The organism is Pseudomonas sp. NBRC 100443 (genome assembly GCF_030268185.1).
Taxonomy (GTDB): Bacteria; Pseudomonadota; Gammaproteobacteria; order Pseudomonadales; family Pseudomonadaceae; genus Pseudomonas; species Pseudomonas citronellolis.
Map to the genome: position 1 here is coordinate 31,283 of NZ_BSQE01000024.1, position 22,130 is coordinate 53,412.

Below are 22,130 nucleotides of genomic sequence, written 5' to 3' on the forward strand. Positions count from 1 at the left end.
ACGAAGAGCATCTCGGTGCAACCTGCACCATCCCCCTCAGCGGTTGGCCCCGCGGCTGGACAGCCAGTTCAGCGGCACGCCCGGGCGCGTCAGGGCCTCGATGAAACCGTGGCCCCAGTAGCGGATGTGGTTGGCCTCCAGCACCGAGTACATCTCCTGGTGGCGCGCCTGGCGTTCTTCCAGCGGCATTTCCAGGGCGCGCTCGATGGTGTCGGCCAGGGCGTCGCGGTCGTGGGGGTTGACGATGAGCGCGGCGCCCAGCTCGGCGGCGGCGCCGGCGAACTGCGAGAGGATCAGCACGCCGGGGTCGGCCGGGTCTTGCGCGGCGACGAACTCCTTGGCCACCAGGTTCATGCCGTCGCGCAGCGGCGTGACCAGGCCGATGCGCGCGCGGCGCATGACCAGGGCGATGTCCTCGCGGCCCAGGTTGCGGCTGACGAAGCGCAACGGCACCCAGGACACCGCGGCGAAACGGCCGTTGATGTGCCCCACGCGGGCGCTCACCGCGGCGTCGATCTCGGCGTACTCGGGGATTTCCTGGCGGCTGCCGGGGGCGATCTGCAGGCAGGTCACCTTGCCTTGCCGCTCGGGGTATTTCTCCAGGAAGCGCTCGTAGGCGTCCAGGCGGTTGGTGATGCCCTTGGAGTAGTCCAGGCGGTCCACCCCGACCATCAGCGCCCGGCCCACCAGGCTTTCCTCCAGCTTGGCGGCCAGCGGGCCGTGTTCAGCCTCCTCGGCCAGGCGGCGGAAGCCCTCGACGTCCACCCCCACCGGGAACACGCCGACGCGGAAGTGCTGGTGGCCCAGGCTGAAGCGCCGCGAATCGGGGGTGGCCGCGCCCACCACGCGGGTCAGGTAGCGGGCGAAGTTGTCGGCGTCGTTCTCGGTCTGGAAGCCGATCAGGTTGTATTCGGTGAGCGCGCGCACCAGCTCCTCGTGGTGCGGCAGCGCGGTGAGCAGGTCCGGCGGCGGCATGGGGATGTGCAGGAAGAAGCCGATGCGGTTGCGGTGGCCGCGCTCGCGCAGCGCCACGGCCAGGGGGATCAGGTGGTAGTCGTGGACCCACAGCACGTCGTCCGGCTGCAGCAGCGGGCTCAGGCGCTCGGCGAAGAACTCGTTGACGCGCAGGTAGCCGCCGAAGTCGGCCTCGGTGAACTCGGCCAGGTCCACCCGGTAGTGCAGGATCGGCCAGAGGACGCGGTTGGCGAAACCGTTGTAGTACTCCTGGAAGTCCTGCGGCGGCAGGTCGGTGACCATGTAGGTGATGTTGTCGTTCTGCAGGGTGGTCGGCTCGGCCGGCACCTCCGCCACCTGGCCGCTCCAGCCGAACCACAGGCCCTCGCGCTCGCGCAGGGTGGCCGCCACCGCCACGGCCAGGCCGCCCGGCGCGGGCCGGCCCTCGGCATCGGGCATGCCCACCCGGTTGGAAATCACTACAAGCCGCGACATAGGCCCTCCTCCCAGCTCATGGACAGACGCATGGCGGTGTTGATCAGGCCGGCCATGGAGTAGGTCTGCGGAATGTTGCCCCACATCTCGCCGGTGTGCGGATGCAGGTCCTCGGACAGCAGGCCGAAGCTGTTGCGCGCGGCCAGCAGCTCGGCGTACAGCTCGCGGGCCTGGTCGCGGCGGCCGATGGCGGCCAGGGCGTCCAGGTACCAGAACTTGACCACCAGGAAGGCGGTCTCCGGCACCCCGAAGTCGTCGGCGGCGGCGTAGCGCAGCAGGTGGCCGTTGACGTTCAGTTCGCGGCCGATGCAGTCGACCGTGGCGACGAAGCGCGGGTCGTCGGCCTCGATCAGCCCCAGCTCGTGCATCAGCAGCACGCTGGCGTCGAGATCGTCGACGCCGAAGCTGCCGGTGAAGGACTGCCGCCGCTCGCTCCAGGCCTCGCGCAGGATGCCCTCGCGGATGCGCGTGGCCTCCTTGCGCCAGCGCGCCGCCGACTCGCCGTGGCCCAGGCGCGCGGCGATGCGCGCCACGCGGTCGCAGGCGGCCCAGCAGAGCATCGCCGAATGGGTGTGCACGCGCTGCCGGCCGCGGTATTCCCAGATGCCCGCGTCGGGCACGAAGGCGTTGCGCGCGGCGCGCTCGGCCAGGCTTTCCAGCAGGCGCAGCATGCCTTCGTCGCCGGGGTGCGGCAGGCGCTGGTCGACGAAGCTCTGCAGCACCGCCAGCACCACCGAGCCGAACACGTCGTGCTGCACCTGCTCCACCGCCTGGTTGCCGACGCGCACCGGAGCGTGGCCGAGGAAGCCGGCCAGGTCCGGCTCAATGCGCTCGGTCAGGTCCATGGCCGGGACCACGCCGTACAGCGGGCGCAGCTCGGCGCCCTCCACCGCCACCGTGGTGATGAAGTCGACGTAGCGCTCCATGGTCTTGGTGGCGCCCAGGCGGTTCAGCGCCAGCACCACGAAGTAGGCGTCGCGCAGCCAGCAGTAGCGGTAGTCCCAGTTGCGCTGGGTGCCCGGCGCCTCGGGCACCGAGGTGGTCACCGCGGCGATGATCGCCCCGGTCTCCTCGAAGCTGCACAGCTTCAGGGTGATGGCCGCGCGGATCACCACGTCCTGCCATTCGAAGGGGATCGCCAGCGAGCGCACCCACTCGTACCAGCCGGCGCGTGTGCGTTCGAGGAAGCTGCGCACCACCTGCTCGGGGGACTCGTCCAGCGGCTCGTCGACGCCCATCACCAGGCTCACCGGGTGCTTGAGGGCGAAGGGCGTTTCCTGCATGACGTAGGACAGCGGCGCATCGGTGGTCAGGCGCAGCGCCTGGTCGCCGCCCAGGTAGCGGATGTGGCTGGAGCCGGCCACCGCCTCGCACGGCTTGCCGTAGTGGTGCGTCGGGCGCATGCGCAGGGTCACCCGCGGCAGCCCCTGCACCGGCTCCACCAGCCGGCACAGCTGCGCCGGGCGGAAGTAGCGGCCGTACTGCAGGAAGCGCGGGGCGAAGTCGGTGATGCGCACGGCGTTGCCCGCGGCGTCGGTGAGGGTGGTGCGGATGATCGCGGTATTGGGCTGGTACTCCGAGTGGCTGCTGACCATGCCGTCGAGCAACACGTCGCAGAAGCCCTTCTCCTCGTCGCCGGCCAGCAGCCGGGAGAAGGCCGGGTCGCCGTCGAAGTTCGGGTAGCACCACCACACCAGGCGCGCCTGCCGGTTCACCAGGGCGGCGACGCGGCAGTTGCCGATCAGCCCCAGGTCCAGCGCGCCGTTGTGCTTGCTCATGCCTGTGTTCTCCTCGTGGCCTGTATGAGTGTTTCGCGCACCGCGCGCGGGTGGTCGAAGGCGGCCCGCGCGCCGGGCGCCAGGCGCCCGACCGAAAGGCCCAGGCCGTGCAACTGCGGCATCAGCGCCAGGGCCGGCTCGTCGGTGTGGTCGTCGCCGATGAACAGCGGCCGGCGCCCGGCGAAGGGCGGCTCGCCGAGGAAGCGGCGGATGGCCTGGGCCTTGTCGCTGGCATGGGCCAGCACCTCGAACACCATCTTCCCCGGCAGCAGCCGCAGCCCGGCGCCCTCGGGGCCGCGCAGCAGGCGCTCCAGGGCCGCCGCCAGGGCCGGGCCGGCCTCGGGCACGGCACGGTAATGCAGGGCTAGGCTGCTGCCCTTGTCCTCGGCCAGCACGCCGGGGTGGCGCCGGGCCAGGGCCAGCAGCTGGTCGCGTTGCGGCGCGCCAAGATGGGCCGCCGGCAACTGTTGCAGGGGTTGCCCGCCGGCCAGGCGCCACTGCGCGCCGTGGCCGCCGCTGGCCGGCAGGCGCAGGGGGGCGAACAGGTCGTCGAGCTGCGCCAGCGGGCGTCCGCTGACCAGCGCCAGGGCACCGTCCAGTTGGCGGTGCAGGCTTTGCAGGGCGGCGCGCAGGTCGTCGGGAACGCGCACCGCATCGGGGGTTTCGACGATATCCAGGAGGGTACCGTCGACATCGAGAAAGAGCGCGCAGGGTGCGTCGCGCTCGCTCAACCAGTCATCGAGCAGGGCCCTGGCCGAGGCATCACCGCAAGCAGCAATGGCCGCGTCGGCCAGACCTGAATCGATCGGGCGGGACATGGGCCGATCTCCACGTTTCGGGCCGCCCGCGAAAAGTCGCTGCGGACGGCGAAGCGAATGAGAATCCAAAAGACTAACACGGGAAAATCCACCGGGCGGCCAGCGCGCCGGCTGCATCTTCCGCCCTGGGACGGACCTTCCAGGGGCCCGGCAAGTTCAGCAAGGTCCATGCCTTGGCGCCCTGCCCGGCTGCCGCCCGCGCCGCCACGACGCCCGCTCTGCCGGGGCTGGCGCCGTTCGTCGCGTACCGCTCATGGGCACGCCGCCGCTTCCCGGCCGCAGTGTGAATGCCCACAAGCGGTGCGCTGGCTAGACTGCGGGAGCCGACCGATGGATGCCCTGATCAACGCCGCCGCTCGCGCCGAACTGGGCTGGCCGGTGGCGCGCCTGGAAGCGGCGCTGGCCCCCCTGGAGGCCCACGGCGACCGGTTGAACGCCGCCCAAGTCCGGAGACTGAATGACCCGCCGTGCCCCGCGCGGGTACGGCGGCCCTAGTGGTCCGCCACCGCCACCCGCGCCTTGCCGCTGAACGGCGGGCGCGTCAGCCAGATCACGCTCATCAGTATCAGGAAGATCCAGCCCAGGGCGTGGAACAGCTCGTTGAAGCTGATCTGGTAGGCCTGCTGGGTAATCATCTGGTTCAGCAGGCTGGCGCCCAGGTGCGGGTCGCCCTGGCCCAGCAGCTCCAGGCTGTTGCGCGTGCCGCTATCGAAGGTCGTTATGCTTTCGCTGAGCTGGGCGTGGTGCAGCACCGCGCGACGGTCCCAGAGGAAGGTGGTGAGCGAGGCCGAGAAGCTGCCGGCGAGGGTCCGCAGGAAAGTCGACAGCCCGGAGCCGGCGGCGATTTCGTCGGCCTCCAGGTCCGACAGCAGGATCACCGTGGTGGGCATGAAGAACAGCGCCACGCCCACGCCCATCAGCGCCTGCATCAGGGCGACGTGGCGGAAATCGATGTCCAGGGTGAAGTCCGAACGCAGGAAGCAGGTGGCGCCCATGGCGACGAAGGCCACCGAGGCCACCAGGCGCAGGTCGAAGTTGGCCGCGTAGCGCCCCACCAGCAGGCTCAGCAGCAAGGGCGCGATGCCCAGCGGCGCCGCCGCCAGGCCCGCCCAGGTGGCGGTGTAGCCGAGGTTGCGCTGCAGCCACTGGGGCAGCAGCAGGTTGATGGCGAAGTAGGCCGAGAACGACAGCACCAGCGCCAGGGTGCCGTAGCGGAAGTTGTGGTGGCGGAACAGCCGCAGGTCCACCACCGGCTCGTCCTCGGTCAGCTCCCAGATGAGGAAGGCCGCCAGGGCGATGGCCGCCACCACCGCGCAGGCGATGATGAAGGGCGAGGAAAACCAGTCCTCGTCGTTGCCCTTGTCCAGCAGGATCTGCAACGCGCCGACGCCGACCACCAGGGTCGCCAGGCCGACGTAGTCGATGCGGGTGCGCTGCAGGCGTTCCGGGCGGCCGCGCATCTGCCGGCTGACCACGAACACGGCGAAGGCGCCGATGGGCAGGTTGATGAAGAAGATCCACGGCCAGGAATAGTTGTCGGTGATCCAGCCGCCGAGGATGGGCCCGGTGATGGGCGCCACCACTGCCACCATGGACAGCAGCGCCAGGGCGGTGCCGCGCTTGTGCGGCGGGTAGATGCTGATCATCAGGCTCTGGGTGATCGGGTACATGGGCCCGGCCACGGCGCCCTGCAGCGCGCGGAACAGGATGAGCATGCCCATGTCCTGCGACACGCCGCAGAGGAAGGAGGCGACCACGAACAGCAGCGAGCAGCCGATGAACAGCGGCACCTCGCCGAAGCGCCGGGAGAGGAAGCCGGTCAGCGGCAGGGAGATGGCCTGGCTGACGGCGAACGAGGTGATCACCCAGGTGCCCTGGTTGGCGCTCACGCCCAGGTTGCCGGCGATGGTCGGCAGCGCCACGTTGGCGATGGTGGTGTCCAGCACCTGCATGAAGATGGCCAGGGCCAGGCCGAGGGTAGTGAGGGCGAGGCTCGGCGGGCGGAATTCGGTGCTCATGGAAGGCGAACCTGGGGTGGGTCGTGAGGTGCCGGTGCTGCCGCCGGCCTGGGCGAATTCTGGAACCGGCGACAAATTGCTGTCAATGCAATTATTGACTTTGCACAGATAAGCCGAAGCGGGTTTGGTACTCGCCGCCCGGGCCCGTATCATCGGCGCGAAATCCACCCGCAACGGACCGCCCCATGCCCAGCCCGCCCCAGGATCACCTGTTCGCCCTCACCGGCTCGCTGCAACCGGCGCGCCGCGCCTGGCAGCAGGCCGCCAGCCTGGTGCTGGCCGAGAGCGGCCTGTCGCTGGCGGTGGCCACGCCGGTGCTGCTGGTCTCGCGCATGGGCGACGGGGTGCTGCAGAACGTGCTGGCCGACTGCATCGGCGTGCACCCGGCGGCGCTGGTGCGCACGCTCGACCAGGCAGAAGCCGCCGGCCTGCTGGAACGGCGCATGGTGCCGGGCAACCGGCGGTTGCGCGCCATCCATTTGCAGGATGCGGGACGGGAATTGGCCGAGCGCCTGGAGAAAGCCCTCAACGCCTTGCGCGCCGAAGTGCTCGGCAGCATCCCCCGGGAAGACGTCGAAACCGCCACCCGGGTGCTGCGGCTGATGGAGGAAAAGGCCCGCGCCTACGCCCAGCAGAAGCCGGGGGATGCCTAGGCTGCGAGCCCTGGTAACTTCACCTCGCCATTCCTACGAACACAGGAACGTAGGGCGCATAACCGTTCGCGGTTATCCGCCGTTGGCCGTGCCACCGGATAGTTCGGCGGGGCCAGTGAGTCCAATCGCGGACGGAGTCCGCTCCTACATCCTCCGGTAAACACAACGTCCGTAGGATGGGTTGAGCGAAGCGATACCCATCACCATGGCCGCATGGGTTTCGCAGGCTCAACCCATCCTACGAAAAGCACCCCGGCGCAGTGGGCAAGACAGTTGCTCCTACGCCCGTGCTTCCCAGGAACCGAGCGGACTCCGTCCGCCCTGCGTTCCTGCGTTCGCGGGCATGACGATGACGCCAGATTCGCCGCCCGCTCCGAACGGCCCCTCATTCTCAGCCCCCCACATTGAAGCCCCCACCCCCGGCATGGCAGCATAGCGCCCCCAGACCCCGGCCCCACCGATCGGGACGTTCCATCTTGCGCCGTCACTCAGCACAGTACCGCCTCGCCACCTGGCTGGCCGTCATGGCCCTCGGGCTGCTGCTGTTCGCCCCGACCTTCTCGCGCACCCTCGAAGCCGTCGAGCACTCCTCGCCGCCCCAGGGTGCCTGGTGTTCCGCCCATGACATGGGGCAGATGCCCATGGACCACGGGGCCATGCAACATGCCCCGGCCGGCGACCACGGCGGCATGGTCCACAACAGCCTCGACCCGGCCTGCGGCTACTGCACCCTGCTGCACGACAGCCCGGCGCTGCTCTGGGCCATCGCCATGGCCCCGGCGCTGGGGCCGGTCAATGCCCAGGCGCCGCCGCCGGCTCTGCCCCTCCCGCCCTTCCTGCACCTGCTGGACGTCCGTCCGCGCGGCCCGCCCCTGGCCTGATCCCGTTCCACGACACCCGAACCCGCGCCCCTGGCGTGCGTGCCCCTGCGCGCATGCCTGGCCGCGCTCCCGTCGTCCTGAACAAGGATCATCCGGATGTCCACATCCCTGCGCCGGTGCGTTGCCTACGCACTGAAGCCCCCGGCCGCCCGCACCCTGCTCTGCGGCCTGGCCGGCAGCCTGTTGCTGCCGGCCCACGCCGAAACCGCCGCCGACGGCGACGCCCCTACCCGCCTGGCCGACGTGGTGGTCAGCGCCGAAGGCCAGCAGCCGCTGCCCGCCGCGCTGGCCAGCGCTCCCGCCGTGGTCGAGAGCCGCACGGCCGAACAGCTGCGCGAGAGCACCAACCTGGTCACTTCCGCCCAGGCCCTGAAGTACCTGCCCAGCCTCGAGGTGCGCGAGCGCTTCATCGGCGACCGCAACGGCATCCTCGCCACCCGCACCACCGGCACCATTTCCAGCGCGCAGTCGCTGGTCTACGCCGATGACCTGCTGCTCTCCAACCTGCTCGGCAACAGCTACGCCTTCCCGCCGCGCTGGGGCCTGGTGACGCCCGCCGAGATTTCCCGCGTCGACGTGCTCTACGGCCCGTTCAGCGCGCTCTACCCGGGCAACTCCCTGGGCGGCGTGGTGACCCTGGAAACGCGCATGCCCACGCGCCCGGAATTCCACGCCTCGGTCACCGGCTTGCGGCAGGACTTCGACCTCTACGGCAGCCACGACGACTACGCCACCGGCAATATCAGCCTGGCCGCCGGCAACCGCCGCGGGCCGCTGTCGGTGTGGGTGTCCTACGACCACCTGGACAGCCAGGGCCAGCCGATGAGCTACGCCACCGCCGGCCTGTCGAGCAAGGCGCCGGTGGCCGGCGCGCCCACGGCCGGCGGCGCCCACGCGGACAACGACCAGAACGGCAAGCAGCGCCTGGTGTTCGGCGGCTACTCCATCGACCACAGCCTGCAGGACCAGGGCAAGCTCAAGCTGGGCTGGGACCTGAACGACGACATCACCGCGGTCTACACCCTGGGCCTGTGGTCCAACGACTCCCACACCGGCGTCGACAGCTACCTCAAGGACACCAGCGGGCGCACCCTGTACAACGGCACGGTCAACATCGACGGCCACTCTTACAAGGTCTCCGGCCTCAACCCCAGCCGCACCGACGAGCTGCACCTGCTCAACGGCCTGTCGTTCGCCAGCCACAGCGGCGGGATCTTCGACTGGCAGGTTTCAGCCAGCGACTACCGCTACCTCGACTCCTCCACCCGCACCGCCTCCAACTACGGCCAGAGCCAGGCCGGCACCCGCCAGGTGCAGGACGGCACCGGCTGGCAGACCGGCGAGCTGCGCGGCATCTGGCGCCCCGACAGCCACGAGGTCAGCTTCGGCTACCACATCGACGACTACCTGCTGAAGCAGCGCACCTACCAGCTGGACGACTGGAAGTCCGCCGGCAACGGCGCCAAGGTCGCGGCCTCCGGCGGCGAGACGCGCACCCAGGCGCTGTACCTGCAGGACGCCTGGAAGTTCGCCCCGCGCTGGACGCTCACCCTGGGCGCCCGCGCCGAACACTGGGAAGCCTTCGACGGCTTCAACCGCGACGTCACCACCACCCCGCAGCAGGTCCACTACGACGACCAGCAGCGCAACGACATCTCGCCCAAGGCGGCGCTGACCTTCGACATCACCGACGCCCTGCAGACGCGCTTCTCCTATGGCCGCGCGGTGCGCTACCCGACCGTGGGCGAGCTGTTCCAGCAGATCAGCAGCGGCACCCAGCTGGTGCAGAACAACCCGGACCTCAAGCCCGAGGACGTGCGTTCCTTCGACTGGACCACCCAGTACGGCTGGGACCGCTACCTGCTGCGCGTCTCGCTGTTCCAGGAGGAACGCCACGACGCGCTGTTCTCGCAGACCGACACCAGCGTCAGCCCCAACCTCACCCGCATCGACAACATCGACCGCGCCCGCCTGCGCGGCATCGAGAGCGCGCTGGATGCGCAGGACGTCGGCCTGCCGGGCCTGGACCTGTCCGCCAGCCTGACCTGGACCCAGGCGCGAATCCTCGAAGACGCCCTGACCCCGGCCGCCGAAGGCAACGACTACCCGCGCATCCCGCGCTGGCGGGCGCGCCTGTCCGCGGTCTACCACCAGGATGCGCGGCTGACCTACGCCCTGGGCTACCGCTACGCCAGCGCCTCCTACGGCACCCTGCTGAACACCGACGACAACCACGACACCTACGGCGGCATCAGCCGCTACAGCGTGTTCGACGTCAAGGCCAGCTACCGCATCGACGAGCACCTCACCGCCTCCGCCGGGATCGACAACCTGGGCAACGAGAAGTACTACGTCAGCCACCCCTACCCGCAGCGCACGGCCTTCCTCGGCCTGAGCTACGACTACTGAGGCCCGCCATGAAACCAGCCAACCGCGCCGCGCTGTACCGCCTGATCTGGCGCTGGCACTTCTACGCCGGGCTGTTCTGCATCCCGTTCATCCTCGCCCTGTCGCTCACCGGCTCCATCTACCTGTTCCGCCCGCAGATCGACGCCCTGCTCGACAGCCCCTACAACCAGGTGGACGCGGCCGCCGCGCGGCTGCCGGTCAGCGAACAGGTGCGCGCAGCCCTGGCCGCGGTGCCCGGCGCGCGACTGAATGCCTACCAGTTGCCGGATGGTCCGCGCGACGCCGCGCAGGTCCTGGTCGGCAACGGCGAGGACCTGCGCCGCGTCTATGTCGACCCAACCAGCGCCCAGGTGCTGCACCAGGTCGTCGAGGACCAGCGCTTCACTCGCCAGCTGTTCCACCTGCACGGCGAGCTATTGATGGGTAGCACCGGCTCCTATCTGGTGGAACTGGCGGCCTGCTGGACGGTGCTGTTGCTGGTGACCGGCCTGTACCTCTGGTGGCCGCGCGGCACGCGCCTGGGCGGGGTGCTCTACCCGCGCCCGGGCCAGCGCGGCCGGCTGTTCTGGCGCGACCTGCACGGGGTGACCGGGTTCTGGGTGTCGCTGTTCGCCCTGCTGCTGATCCTGAGCGGCCTGCCCTGGGCGACCTTCTGGGGCGGTGCGCTCAAGGAGGTCCGCCAGTGGGCGGCGAAGCAGACGGTGCAGCAGGACTGGACCACCGGTCGCGCCGAGGAGATGGCCCAGCGCCGCGCGCAGAACGCCGCCCCGGCGGACGAGCACGCCAACATGCCGGGCATGCACCACGCCATGCCCGACATGCCGCCACCGACGCCGGACTACACCGCGCTGGACCGCATGTTGCCGAGCGTGCAGGCGCTGGACCTGCCCTACCCCGTTCTGCTGGCTCCACCTTCGGCCATGGCCCCGCAGTGGACCGCGCGCTCGGACGCGGCCAACCGCCCGCAGCGCGTCAACCTGGTGCTCGACGCGCAGACCGGTGAAGTGCTCAAGCGCGTGGACTTCGCCCAGCGGCCGCTGCTCGACCGCGTGATCGGCTATGGCGTGGCGGCCCACGAGGGCCAACTGTTCGGCGTAGCCAACCAGGCGCTCGGGCTGTTCACCACCCTGGGGCTGATCTGCCTGGCGCTCAGCGCCCTGGTGCTGTGGTGGCGGCGCAGGCCGCAAGGCGTGCTGGGCGCGCCGGCGGCCATGGCGGGGGCGCGCTACCCGGCGCTGGCCTTCGTCGTGCTGCTGCTGGGGCTGTACCTGCCGCTGCTGGGCGCCTCGCTGCTGCTGGTCTGGCTACTGGAGCGCTGCCTGCTGTCGCGCATCGCCCCGCTCGCCCGCTTCCTCGGCCTGGACGGCTACAGCGCCTCGGCCAGCGGGTAGAGCAGTTCTTCCTTGTAGCCGGCCCAGACCCGCAGCGCGTCGGGGAAACTCGCGTCCAGCTGCGGGTCGCCGCTGTCCACCAGCAGCGGCCGGCCCTCCAGGGTGCCGAGCTTGCGCTTGGTGGCCACCACCCGCAGGCGCTCCAGGCCGATGGCGCGCAGCACCCGCGGGCTGATCTGCTGGTTGCCGCGGCCGATCACGTGGCCCTGGCCGCCGATCACCGTCACCAGTAGCCAGCTGGGGTAGTCGTCCACCAGTTCGAACAGCTGCTGCTCGGTGACGTCGCGGGCGATCACCTCGCCGTTCTCGATCACGTCCACGCCCAGCAGCGTGGTCTCCAGGCCCAGTTCGCGGGCCAGGCCGTGCAGCGTCGAGCCGGGGCCGAAGACGTAGCGCACGCCGTCTTCCCAGGTGTCGCGCAGCCAGTCGGCGATGTCGGCCAGTACCAGCTCCTCGGTCTCCACCCCGGCCTGCTTCACGTGCTGCATGAAGCGGCCTTCCTCCGGCACCGTCAGCTCGGCGTACCAGCGCGCCGCCACCCGGCCCTCGCGCAGCGCAGCCTCGTCTAGGTCGCGCACCTCGCCCTGGGCCAGGCGCACCAGGCCTCCTTCCACCAGGCGCCGGGCCAGCTCGCCGGCCGCCCGCGGGCTGACCGCGTAGACCCCGGAATGGATTTTCACCCCGGCCGGGATGCCCAGCACCGGCTGGCCCTCGCGCGCCACCGCGGCGACGTCGCGGGCGGTGCCGTCGCCGCCGGCGAAGAGGATCAGCGCCACCCCGGCGTCCTGCAGCAGGGTCACGGCGCGGCAGGTGTCCTCGGCGCTGGTGCGCTCGCCTGCCAGTTCGCCGATCACCTCGAAGTGGAAGCCCATCTCGGCCAGCAGGTCGCCGCCCATCGGCCCCGGGAAGGTGAGGAAGCGCAGGCGCTCGCGCAACGGCAGCAGCACCTCCAGCGCCTGCCGGGTGCGCTCGGCCGCGCGCGGCGCGGCCCCCAGCGCCAGGGCCTGCTCAGCGACGCCGTCGCTGCCCTTGAGCGCGGCAGTGCCGCCGATACCGGCCAGCGGATTGACGATCAGGCCCAGGTGAAATCCGTCCATACTCAACCTCAAAGGACTTTCCCACGGCTACCAGGTCCGGGAGGGACCGGCTCATAACAAGCATTCACCGCCCCGCCGCCCGGCTCGCGCCCGCGGCCATGGCGGTCGTTTCGCCCGGCGCGCGCTGTCACCGGGACTTCATGTGATTCTGCCTAGACTGCAGCAGCTTTCGATGAGGAGTTTGGCCATGAGCTCGCACCCCACCCATGACAACGCCCCGCGCCGCGAACCCCCGCGTCCCGCCCCGGACCAGCCGGTGGGCGGCTCGATCATCGACGCCCAGGGCCGTGAGATACCCATCACCGAAGACATGATCCAGCGCGCCTGCCGCGAACTGGAAGGCAGCTGCGTGCAGAAGCGCGCGCGCTGACCCCTCCGGCCCGCCGCCCTGGCGGGCCCTTTCCCCTGTCTACTCGCCGACGCGGTTGGCGCCCAGCGCCTGGACCAGACGTTCCAGCGCCGGCGCCTCACCCTGGATATCCACCCACAGGCCGGTGATCTCGCGGCGCGGCGGGTAGTGCTTGCGCAGCGCGTCGAAGGCCTCGCGGCGCGCCTCGGCGCTGCCCACCAGGCTACGCCGGAAGGCCGCGTCGTCGCCGCGCGGGTCGTACACCGCGCGGCACAGCAGGCCCAGCGCCCAGTCCGGCGCGCAGTCCTCGCCCAGGCTCAGCTCCATCAGCCATTGCGCCGGCAGCAGGTCGTCCAGCTGCACGCCGGGTTCGATGCCGCGCCAGGCGCAGAAGGCCTCGTAGATCTGCGCCGTGCCGCGCAGCTTGCCGTCCAGGCTGTAGCCAGCGATGTGCGGGGTGGCGATACGGCACAGCTGGGCCAGCTCGGGGTCGGCCTGGGGCTCGCCTTCCCATACATCCAGCGCCACGTCCAGGTCGGCGCCGCTCTCCAGGCGCTGGCGCAGCGCCAGGTTGTCCACCACCGCGCCGCGGCTGGCGTTGAGCAGCCAGGCGCCGGGGCGCAGGTGGGCCAGGCGCTCGGCGTCGATCAGGTGGCGCGTCATGTGCGCGCCCATGCTGGTCAGCGGCGTGTGCAGGCTGATCACGTCGCATTCGTGGACGATCTCTTCCAGGCTGACGAAGTCGCCGCCCTCGGCGGCCTGCCGCGGCGGGTCGCACACCCGCACGTCCCAGCCCAGGCCGCGCAGCACGTCCACCAGGCGCCCGCCGACCTGGCCGGCGCCGACCACGCCGTAGCGGCGCTTGCCCAGGTCCGCACCGTGGGCCTCGGCCAGCGCCAGCAGGCTGCCCAGCACCCAGTCCACCACGCCGCGGGCGTTGCAGCCCGGCGCGCTGGACCAGGCGATGCCGGCCTCGGCGAAGTAGCCCAGGTCCAGGTGGTCGGTGCCGATGGTGCAGGTGCCGACGAAGCGCACCGCGCTGCCTTCCAGCAGCTCGCGGTCGACCTGGGTCACCGAGCGCACCAGCAGCACCTCGGCGTCGCCCAGCGCGGCGCGGTCGATGGCGCGCCCGGGGACGCGGCGGATCTCGCCCTGGGCGCCGAAGAAGGCCTCGGCCAGGGGAATGTTCTCGTCGGCAAGGATGCGCATGAGGAAAGCTCCTATTGGGAAAGCTCCTACGGATGATTCCCGCCACTTTACCAGCGCCAGGCCCAGGGGTCGCGGCCCGCGTGCGCGGCGCTTTCCTGACCCTACCGTCAGGCGATAGACTGGCCGGCTTCCCCACGTAAGCTCAGCCAAGGACAGCCGTGACTGCCATTGCCCAGCCCGTCTCGCGCGGACGGCGCATCGCCACCGAACTCAGGGAGCTGCTCACCCTCGCCGCGCCCATCATGATCGCCCAGCTGGCCACCACCGCCATGGGCTTCGTCGATGCCGTCATGGCCGGCCGCGTCGGCCCCCGCGACCTGGCCGCGGTGGCCCTGGGCAACTCCATCTGGATTCCGGTGTTCCTGCTGATGACCGGCACCCTGCTGGCCACCACCGCCAAGGTCGCCCAGCGCTTCGGCGCCGGCGACCAGCCCGGCACCGGCCCGCTGGTGCGCCAGGCGCTGTGGCTGGCGCTGCTGGTGGGGCCGCTGGCGGCGGCCGCGCTGTGGTTCCTTTCCGAGCCCATCCTGCGGGCGATGAAGGTCGAGGAAGCGCTGATCGAACCCAGCCGCTTCTACCTGCGCGGCATCGCCTGCGGCCTGCCGGCGGTGGCCCTGTACCACGTGCTGCGCTGCTTCAGCGATGGCCTGGGGCGCACCCGGCCGAGCATGGTGCTGGGCGTCTGCGGGCTGCTGCTGAACATCCCCCTCAACTACGTGCTGATCTACGGCCACCTGGGCGTCCCGGCCCTGGGCGGCGCCGGCTGCGGCTGGGCCACCGGCACGGTGATGTGGTTCATGCTGCTGGGCATGCTGGTGTGGGTGAAAAGCGCCCGGGTGTACCGGCCCAGCGCCCTGTTCGCCCGCTGGGAGCGGCCCGACCGCAAGGTGATCGGCGGCCTGGTCGGCGTCGGCCTGCCGATCGGCATCGCCATCTTCGCCGAGTCGAGCATCTTCTCGGTGATCGCCCTGCTGATCGGCGAGCTGGGCGAGAAGGTCGTGGCCGGGCACCAGATCGCCCTGAACATCAGCGCCCTGGCCTTCATGATCCCCTACGCCCTGGCCATGGCGGTGACCGTGCGCGTCGGCCAGGCCCTGGGCGCCAGCCGCCCGCGCGACGCACGCTTCTCCGCCGGCACCGGGATGGCCACGGCGCTGGCCTGGGCAGCCATCTCGGCCAGCGCCATGCTGGTGTTCCGCGAGCACATCGCCGCGCTCTACACCCGCGACCCCGAGGTGCTGACGCTGGCCGCCGCGCTGCTGGTGTACTCGGCGCTGTTCCAGTTCTCCGACGGCCTGCAGGTCACCGCCGCCGGCGCCCTGCGCGGCTACCAGGACACCCGCGCGGTCATGCTCATCACCCTGTTCGCCTACTGGGGCATCGGCCTGCCGGTGGGCTACAGCCTCGGCCTCGCCGACTGGCTGCAACAGCCCACCGGCCCGCGCGGGCTGTGGGAGGGACTGATCGTCGGCCTGACCTGCGCGGCGATCCTGCTCGGCATCCGCCTGGCGCGCAGCGCGCGGCGGCATATCAGGTTGCAGCAGATGCGCGGGGCTTGAATCCGAGCCGCCGTGTAAGCCCGTGGCAGAGCGGTTAGACTCCCAGGTCTCCCCCTTCCAGGCCAAGGAGCCTTGCCATGAGCGACGCCACCGTCACCGCCAGCCACGCCGGCATTCCCTACCAGGTCAGCCTGTCCGACGGCCTGCACCAGTGGCTGGCCGACGAACCCGCCGAGCTGGGCGGCGGCAACCAGGGGCCGGGGCCCTTCCAGCTGCTGCTGTCGTCCCTGGGCGCCTGCACCGCCATCACCCTGGCCATGTACGCGCGGCGCAAGCAATGGCCGCTGGACGGCATCCAGGTGCAGCTCAGGCTCAGCCAGGAGAAACCCGGCAACAGCCGCATCGCCCGCGACATCGGCCTGAACGGCGCGCTGGACGACTCCCAGCGCCAGCGCCTGCTGGAGATCGCCAACGCCTGCCCGGTGCACAAGCTGCTCAGCGGCGAAATCCATATCGACAGCCAGTTGCTGTGACGCCGCGCTGAAGCCGGCCGGCTTCCCTCAGGGCTCGTCCGCGCCGCTCGGCAGGCGGCCGCCGGTCATGCTGGGCAGCACATCGTCTCGGCGAATCAGGCCGTGGAACAGCGCGGCCGCCAGGTGCAGCAGGATGGTCACCATCAGCAGGTAGGCGATCACGCTGTGGGCGCTGCGCAACAGGCTGTGCAGCCACACCGAGGGGTCGACCAGGGCCGGCAGTTCGTGGCCCTCGAACAGCACCACCGGGTAGCCGCCGGCCGACTGCATGGTCCAGCCCACCAGCGGCTGCAGGATCAGCAGCGCGTACAGCAGGTAGTGCGAGGCGTGGGCCAGGCGCTGCTGCCACGCCGGCATTTCCCGCGGCAGCGCCGGCACCCGCCGGCTCAGGCGGATGGCCAGGCGCAGCAGCACCAGCACCAGCAGCGCCGCGCCCAGGGGCTTGTGGATCGCCACCAGGGTGGCATGGGCGGGCGAAGCGCTGGCGACCATGGCCAGGCCGATCAGCAGCATGGCGATCACCAGCGGCGCCATCAGCCAGTGCAACACGCGCAGCGGCAAGGGGAAGTAGCGGGGTTCGGCTTTCACGGCTGCGGCTCCTTGGCCGGCATGGCGGCCTGCTCGCGGGTACGGCGGTTGAAGGATTCCGAATAGGCCGCCGAGCGCGCGCTCAGCAGCGGGTCGTCCGAGGCACGGATGCCGTCGGGCAGGATCAGCGGGTCGTAGTTGACGTCCTGGCAGGGCCCGCCCTGCTCGGGCAGCGCGCGCTCGATGACCAGTTCGCCGGCGTCGATGCTGCGGCGCTGCGCCGGCCAGGCCCGGGTGGCGTCGGCGGTGGAGTCGCCGGGCTCGCCGAGGGTCAGCATCAACCGCCATTTCAGCGGCCCCTGGGCCAGGCGCTGCTGCAGCTCGGCGGCGAGGAAGTCGGCCTCGCCGCGCTGCTCGGCGCTCATCGGCTGGTAGGCTGCCTCCGGCTGCACCGACCAGCGCACCGGGTGCTCGCGGCCCTGCCCGTCCACCAGGAGGAAGGCGTTGAGGCCGTAGTAGGCGCTGTTGGCGTAGCTGGACGAAGGCGTGGAACTCTTCACCCAGGCGCGGAAGGCGGCGGTTTCCGGGTGCGCCTGGAAGAACGCGGCCAGCTTCGCCGGGTCGGGCTTGCCGCTGCCCGGCTGCGGCTGCGAGGCCTGCTGCAGCGCGTAGAAGCCCTGCACGCTGTTCACCACGAACACCGGCATGGCGTTCATCCCGGTGCGCCATTCCCCGCCGTGCCCAGGCAGGAAGCGCAGGGCCAGGCTGCGGATGGGCGCGGCGCCGTCGCTGGCGGCCGGGTTGCCGCCGGGAATCGCCAGGCGCCCCACCACCGGCACGCTGCCACTGGCGAACACCGCGGCGCGGGAGACTTCGCCGCCGGCACCGTTGCTGTCGAAATGGCCGACCACACAAAGGCCCTTGGCATGGTTGCGGCGATAGGCCGGGTAGACGCCGGCGTTCTGCTCCAGGCTGTCCACCAGGCGCGCCGGGGTCAGGCGCTGCGGGCCTATCCAGCCGGCGGCATAGGCGAAGGCGGCGGCCAGGCCGCCCACGGCCAGGGCGATGGTCGCCAGGCGCAGGGGCAGGTTCGGCGGCGCCGAGTCGGGTTGGGTCATGGATACGTCCTCATTGGGCCAGGTTCGAAGAGCCCGTACGACGCACCAGGCGCCGGGTTATTCCCGGCAGCGGAAATTCGCCCGAAAGCCGACCGGCGGTGGAATAAACTGCGCGGGGATTCGTCCCACCGGCTCGACGAACCACGGAGACGGCCGACGGCCACGGCGCGATGAACGAACTGGATGACCAGCAACTGCGCGAACTGCTGCCGCGCCTGCGGCGCTTCGCGCTGTCCCTGACGCGCGAGGCGGCCAGCGCCGACGACCTGGTCCAGGCCACCCTGGAAAAGGCCCTGTCGGCCTGGGGCGACAAGCGCGGCGACGGCGATCTGCGCGCCTGGCTGTTCGCCATCCTCTACCGCCTGTTCGTCGACGGCCAGCGCCGCGCCCGCCGCTACGCGCGCATCCTCGCGCTGTTCGGCGGCGGGGAAGAACGCAGCCCCTCCGCCGAGGACATCGTCAGCGCGCGCTCCACCCTGGAGGCCTTCGAACGCCTGCCGGCCGAACAGCGCGCCCTGCTCACCCTGGTCAGCGTCGAGGGGCTGAGCTACCGCGAGGTCGGCGAGGCCCTGCAGATCCCCATCGGCACCGTGATGTCGCGCCTGTCGCGCGCACGCCAGGCCCTGCGCGCGCTCGGCGAAGGCAGCAGCGGCGCCCCTTCCCTACGGGTACTCAAATGAGCGAACTGACGCCTACCGAAAGCGACCTGCACGCCTACCTCGACGGCCAGTTGGACGCCGAGCGCCGGCAATGGATCGAGGCCTGGCTGGCCAGCCACCCGCAGGAGGCCCGCCGCGTCGAGCAATGGCGGCAGGACACCCAGCACCTGCGCGCCGCCCTGGCCAGCCGCGCCCTGCCGCCGGCCGGCCCGGCGCTGGACCCGGCGCGCATCCGCCGCCAGCTGCGCGAACGCCGCCGCGCCCGCCTGGCCACCGCCGCCGCCCTGCTGCTGGCCCTGGGCGTGGGCAGCCTGGGCGGCTGGCAGGCCCGCGAAATGAGCCTGGTCAGGCACGGCAAGCCGATGGAGGACGCGGTGCAGGCCTACCGCCTGTTCGCCGCCAACGGCAGCAGCGCCCCGCTGGACACCCGGGCCGGGGAGAACGTGCGCAACTGGCTCGGCCGCTACCTGGAGAACGCCAACCTGCCCGCCGACCTCGACCGCCTGGGCCTGCGCAGCGTCGGCGCGCGCCTGCTGGCCACCGAGCAGGGCGCGGCGGCGCTGGTGATATACGAGGATGCCCAGGGCCATCGCCTGAGCTTCTTCATCCGCCCGCCGGGCCCCGGCCACCTGCTGCTGCCCCACGGCCAGCGGCAGGACGGCGAGCTGCTGACGCGCTACTGGAGCCAGGGCGACTACAACTACGCGCTGGTGAGCCGCAGCGATAATCCGCAGGGGGACCAGGTGGGGCAGTTACTGGGGTTCTGAGCCAGGCGCCGAATCGCGGACAGCGTCCTCCTACTCCCGCCGGCGAACGGTTATTCGCCCTACGAAGCTGGAAGCAAGAGCGGTAGGGCAACTGTCTCGCCGGTCGTGCTGATGTGCTTTTCGTAGGATGGGTTGAGCTTGCGAAACCCATGCGGTTGCGCTGATGGGTATCGCTTCGCTCAACGCCATCCTACGAAAAGCAGTGCCTCCTGGAACCGTAGGACTCCGTCCGCGATTGCCCCCTGGCCGCCCCCCGAAAACTATTTTTACGCGATCCCGAAGCCTCGTTCGTTTCGTCAGATGCCAATGCAACTGATTCGCATTTTAAATGCGGCGAAACTTCAGAAGAGAGCCTTCGATGACCACCCACGCCCGACGCTCCCCCCTGCAACGCCTGTGTGCACCCGCCAACCTGTCGCTGCTGGCGCTGTCCGTCGCCCTGGCCGCCGTGCCCGCCGCCGGCGTCCAGGCTGCCGAGCCCAGCAGCCAGGCCCAGGCCGGCTACCGCTTCGCCATCGAGCGCCAGCCCCTGGCCGGCGCGCTGAACGCCTTCAGTTCGGTCACTGGCTGGCAGGTGGCCCTGCCGGCGGAACTGGCCAGCGGCGTCACCTCCCCCGGCGTCAGCGGCCGCCTGGGCGCCGAGCAGGCGCTCAAGCGCCTGCTGGCCGGCAGCGGCCTGGACTACCGCCAGGTCTCCGAGCGCAACGTCGTGCTGTTCCGCGCCCCGGGCGCCCGCGCCATCGAGCTGCAGCCGCAGACCGTCACCGCCACCCGCCAGGCGCAGAACGTCAACGAGGTGCCGAACACCGTCAGCGTGCGCAGCCGCACCGACCTGGACCGCAACAACGTCAACAGCATCAAGGAGCTGGTGCGCGACGAACCCGGCGTCAGCGTCGGCGGCACCGGCCAGCGCTCGGGCATCACCGGCTACAACATCCGCGGCATCGACGGCGACCGAGTGCTGACGCAGATCGACGGCGTCGAGATCCCCGGCTCCTTCTTCAACGGCCCCTACGCCCAGACCGAGCGCAACTACGTCGACCCGGAGATCGTCAAGCGCGTGGAAATCCTCCGCGGCCCGGCCTCGGCGTTGTACGGCAGCAACGCCATCGGCGGCGCGGTGAGCTACTTCACCCTCGACCCGAGCGACATCATCAAGGACGGCAAGGACGTCGGCGCGCGCCTGAAGGCCGGCTACAGCTCGGCCGACGACAGCTGGCTGACCTCCGCCACCGTCGCCGGCCGCCACGACGACTTCGACGCCCTGCTCCACGTCAGCCAGCGCAACGGCCACGAGACCGAGTCCTACGGCAGCCACGGCGGCACCGGCCTCTCCCGCACCGAAGCCAACCCCGAGGACGTGCGCACCACCAACGTGCTGGCCAAGCTGGGCTGGAACTACGCCGAAGGCTCGCGCTTCGGCCTGACCTACGAGCACTACAAGGACGACGTCGATTCCGACCAGAAGAGCGCCTACGGCGGCCCCTACTCCAACGGCGCGCCGGCCCTGCCGCCGAGCATCCTGCCCGGCGGCATGTACCAGTGGCGCAAGGCCAGCGACACCATCACCCGCGAGCGCTTCGGCCTGGACCATCAGTTCCTCGTCGACAGCGCCCTGGCCGACCACGCCAAGTGGACCTTCAACTACCAGGTGGCGAAGACCGACCAGGGCACCGAAGAGTTCTACTACCCCATGACCCGCCAGGTCCTGCGCACCCGCGACACCCTCTACAAGGAACGCCAGTGGGTGTTCGACCTGCAGCTGGACAAGAGCTTCGAGCTGGGCGAGACCGACCACCTGCTGACCTACGGCACCAACCTCAAGCGGCAGAAGGTCACCGGCTACCGCGAAGGCAGCGGCACCTGCCTGGCCGTGGGCCGCGGCTGCACCGCCGTGGGCGCCAGCAGCGCCAGCGACGCCCTGGCGCGCAGCAGCGACTTTCCGGACCCGACCATCGACACCTACGGCCTGTTCGCCCAGGACGAGATTCGCTGGAACGCCTGGACCTTCCTGCCCGGCCTGCGCTACGACTACACCCGGCTGAAGCCGCACATCACCGAGGAGTTCCTCAACACCGCCGACCAGAGCGGCGACGGCGAAGTCAGCAGCGAGGACAAGACCTGGCACCAGCTTTCGCCCAAGCTCGGCGTGACCTATGCCTTCGACGACAACTACCTGTGGTACGGCCAGTACGCCCAGGGCTTCCGCACCCCGACCGCCAAGGCGCTGTACGGCCGCTTCGACAACCCCACCAGCGGCTACCGCGTCGAGCCCAACCCGGACCTGGACCCGGAACGCAGCCAGAGCTACGAGACCGGCCTGCGCGGCACCTTCGACATCGGCTCGTTCGACGTCTCGGTGTTCTACAACAAGTACCGCGACTTCATTAACGAAGACGCCATCACCGCCGGCTACAACGAAGTCACCTTCCAGAGCAACAACATCAAGCACGCCATCATCAAGGGCGTGGAGCTCAAGGGCCGCCTGGAACTGGCCCCGTTCGGCGCGCCGCAGGGCCTCTACAGCAAGGGCTCGGTGGCCTACGCCTACGGCCGCAACAAGGACACCGGCGAGCCGCTCAACAGCGTCAACCCGCTGACCGGCGTGTTCGGCCTGGGCTACGACGCGCCCAGCCAGGTCTACGGCGGCCTGCTGAACTGGACCCTGGTCAAGCGCAAGGACCGTGTCGACGACACCACCTTCAACGCCCCGGACGGCACCAGCAGCCAGTTCAAGACCCCCGGCTTCGGCATCCTCGACCTGACCGCCTACTACAAGCTGACCGACGACCTGACGCTGAACGCCGGCGTGTACAACCTCACCGACAAGAAGTACTGGCTGTGGGACGACGTGCGCGGCTACGACAGCGTCGGCGAAGCCTCGGTGCTGGCCCCGGCCAACCTCGACCGCCTGACCCAGCCGGGGCGCAACTTCTCGGTCAACCTGGTGTGGGATATCTGAGGTAAGCGCTCT

Annotated in this window: 19 protein-coding genes; 11 read left to right on the forward strand and 8 right to left on the reverse strand. The window is 70.5% G+C overall.

All coding sequences use genetic code 11. The features are described 5' to 3' along the window. Positions 1–36: 36 nt before the first annotated feature. The 3 genes from QSJ95_RS25985 to otsB are packed head-to-tail and all read right to left on the reverse strand — an operon-like array spanning position 37 to position 4,045. Positions 37–1,449, reverse strand: a complete 1,413-nt coding sequence (locus QSJ95_RS25985) for an alpha,alpha-trehalose-phosphate synthase (UDP-forming) (protein ID WP_058489516.1) — start codon at positions 1,447–1,449, stop codon at positions 37–39. Next, the gene (locus QSJ95_RS25990) at positions 1,434–3,227 is read right to left on the reverse strand and encodes a glycoside hydrolase family 15 protein (RefSeq protein ID WP_043272632.1); all 1,794 of its coding nucleotides are present in this window, start codon (positions 3,225–3,227) and stop codon (positions 1,434–1,436) included. Before QSJ95_RS25990 ends, QSJ95_RS25985 begins: the two co-directional genes overlap by 16 nt. Further along, a complete protein-coding gene (gene otsB / locus QSJ95_RS25995; RefSeq protein ID WP_061561655.1) occupies positions 3,224–4,045 on the reverse strand; it encodes a trehalose-phosphatase in 822 nt (273 codons plus the stop codon). The genes QSJ95_RS25990 and otsB overlap by 4 nt, the downstream gene beginning before the upstream one ends. Positions 4,046–4,375: 330 nt before the next feature. Between otsB and QSJ95_RS26000 the strand changes: the two genes are divergently transcribed. Beyond that, entirely contained in the window at positions 4,376–4,540 is a 165-nt protein-coding gene (locus QSJ95_RS26000) for a hypothetical protein (RefSeq protein ID WP_285646357.1), read from the forward strand. Here QSJ95_RS26000 and QSJ95_RS26005 read toward each other — a convergent pair. Next, positions 4,537–6,063 carry a DHA2 family efflux MFS transporter permease subunit gene (locus QSJ95_RS26005; RefSeq protein WP_285646359.1) on the reverse strand — a complete coding sequence of 509 codons (1,527 nt, stop codon included), beginning with the start codon at positions 6,061–6,063 and terminating at the stop codon, positions 4,537–4,539. The genes QSJ95_RS26000 and QSJ95_RS26005 overlap by 4 nt on opposite strands. Before the next feature lie 185 nt (positions 6,064–6,248). Between QSJ95_RS26005 and QSJ95_RS26010 the strand changes: the two genes are divergently transcribed. The 4 genes from QSJ95_RS26010 to QSJ95_RS26025 all read left to right on the forward strand — a co-directional run bounded on the left by QSJ95_RS26010 (position 6,249) and on the right by QSJ95_RS26025 (position 11,397). Beyond that, a complete protein-coding gene (locus QSJ95_RS26010; RefSeq protein WP_058072162.1) occupies positions 6,249–6,716 on the forward strand; it encodes a MarR family winged helix-turn-helix transcriptional regulator in 468 nt (155 codons plus the stop codon). A gap of 476 nt (positions 6,717–7,192) precedes the next feature. Further along, positions 7,193–7,597, forward strand: coding sequence for a DUF2946 domain-containing protein (locus QSJ95_RS26015; protein WP_285646361.1), 405 nt, complete (start codon positions 7,193–7,195; stop codon positions 7,595–7,597). A 96-nt stretch (positions 7,598–7,693) separates the two neighbouring features. Further along, the gene (locus QSJ95_RS26020; RefSeq protein ID WP_285646363.1) at positions 7,694–10,006 is read left to right on the forward strand and encodes a TonB-dependent receptor; all 2,313 of its coding nucleotides are present in this window, start codon (positions 7,694–7,696) and stop codon (positions 10,004–10,006) included. A gap of 8 nt (positions 10,007–10,014) precedes the next feature. Beyond that, positions 10,015–11,397 carry a PepSY-associated TM helix domain-containing protein gene (locus tag QSJ95_RS26025; protein WP_285646365.1) on the forward strand — a complete coding sequence of 461 codons (1,383 nt, stop codon included), beginning with the start codon at positions 10,015–10,017 and terminating at the stop codon, positions 11,395–11,397. Here the strand turns inward: QSJ95_RS26025 and QSJ95_RS26030 are convergent. After that, positions 11,373–12,494 carry an ATP-NAD kinase family protein gene (locus QSJ95_RS26030; RefSeq protein WP_285646367.1) on the reverse strand — a complete coding sequence of 374 codons (1,122 nt, stop codon included), beginning with the start codon at positions 12,492–12,494 and terminating at the stop codon, positions 11,373–11,375. The genes QSJ95_RS26025 and QSJ95_RS26030 overlap by 25 nt on opposite strands. A gap of 187 nt (positions 12,495–12,681) precedes the next feature. On the opposite strand from QSJ95_RS26030, the gene QSJ95_RS26035 reads away from it, so the two are divergent. Continuing rightward, on the forward strand, positions 12,682–12,864 hold the full coding sequence (locus QSJ95_RS26035) for a PA1571 family protein (protein WP_009620307.1): 183 nt from the start codon (positions 12,682–12,684) through the stop codon (positions 12,862–12,864). Between the two features lie 39 nt (positions 12,865–12,903). On the opposite strand, the gene pdxB is transcribed toward QSJ95_RS26035, so the two are convergent. After that, positions 12,904–14,052 (reverse strand): 4-phosphoerythronate dehydrogenase PdxB, encoded by a 1,149-nt coding sequence (pdxB, locus tag QSJ95_RS26040; RefSeq protein ID WP_285646369.1) that lies wholly within the window; start codon positions 14,050–14,052, stop codon positions 12,904–12,906. Positions 14,053–14,210: 158 nt separating this feature from the next. Here pdxB and QSJ95_RS26045 point away from each other — a divergent pair, with 158 nt between their 5' ends. After that, positions 14,211–15,611 carry an MATE family efflux transporter gene (locus QSJ95_RS26045; RefSeq protein ID WP_285646371.1) on the forward strand — a complete coding sequence of 467 codons (1,401 nt, stop codon included), beginning with the start codon at positions 14,211–14,213 and terminating at the stop codon, positions 15,609–15,611. A gap of 77 nt (positions 15,612–15,688) precedes the next feature. Further along, positions 15,689–16,084: an OsmC family protein gene (locus QSJ95_RS26050; protein ID WP_285646373.1), complete on the forward strand. Its 396-nt coding sequence runs from the start codon at positions 15,689–15,691 to the stop codon at positions 16,082–16,084. A 27-nt stretch (positions 16,085–16,111) separates the two neighbouring features. On the opposite strand, the gene QSJ95_RS26055 is transcribed toward QSJ95_RS26050, so the two are convergent. After that, on the reverse strand, positions 16,112–16,672 hold the full coding sequence (locus QSJ95_RS26055; RefSeq protein ID WP_285646375.1) for a cytochrome b: 561 nt from the start codon (positions 16,670–16,672) through the stop codon (positions 16,112–16,114). Next, positions 16,669–17,730 (reverse strand): catalase family peroxidase, encoded by a 1,062-nt coding sequence (locus QSJ95_RS26060; RefSeq protein ID WP_285646377.1) that lies wholly within the window; start codon positions 17,728–17,730, stop codon positions 16,669–16,671. Before QSJ95_RS26060 ends, QSJ95_RS26055 begins: the two co-directional genes overlap by 4 nt. Before the next feature lie 170 nt (positions 17,731–17,900). Between QSJ95_RS26060 and QSJ95_RS26065 the strand changes: the two genes are divergently transcribed. The 3 genes from QSJ95_RS26065 to QSJ95_RS26075 all read left to right on the forward strand — a co-directional run bounded on the left by QSJ95_RS26065 (position 17,901) and on the right by QSJ95_RS26075 (position 22,118). Beyond that, the gene (locus QSJ95_RS26065; RefSeq protein ID WP_285646379.1) at positions 17,901–18,410 is read left to right on the forward strand and encodes a sigma-70 family RNA polymerase sigma factor; all 510 of its coding nucleotides are present in this window, start codon (positions 17,901–17,903) and stop codon (positions 18,408–18,410) included. Then, positions 18,407–19,156, forward strand: coding sequence for an anti-sigma factor family protein (locus QSJ95_RS26070; RefSeq protein ID WP_285646380.1), 750 nt, complete (start codon positions 18,407–18,409; stop codon positions 19,154–19,156). The genes QSJ95_RS26065 and QSJ95_RS26070 overlap by 4 nt, the downstream gene beginning before the upstream one ends. 358 nt (positions 19,157–19,514) lie before the next feature. Further along, complete coding sequence (locus tag QSJ95_RS26075) at positions 19,515–22,118, forward strand: TonB-dependent receptor (RefSeq protein WP_285646382.1); 2,604 nt, start codon at positions 19,515–19,517, stop codon at positions 22,116–22,118. Positions 22,119–22,130 lie beyond the last annotated feature (12 nt).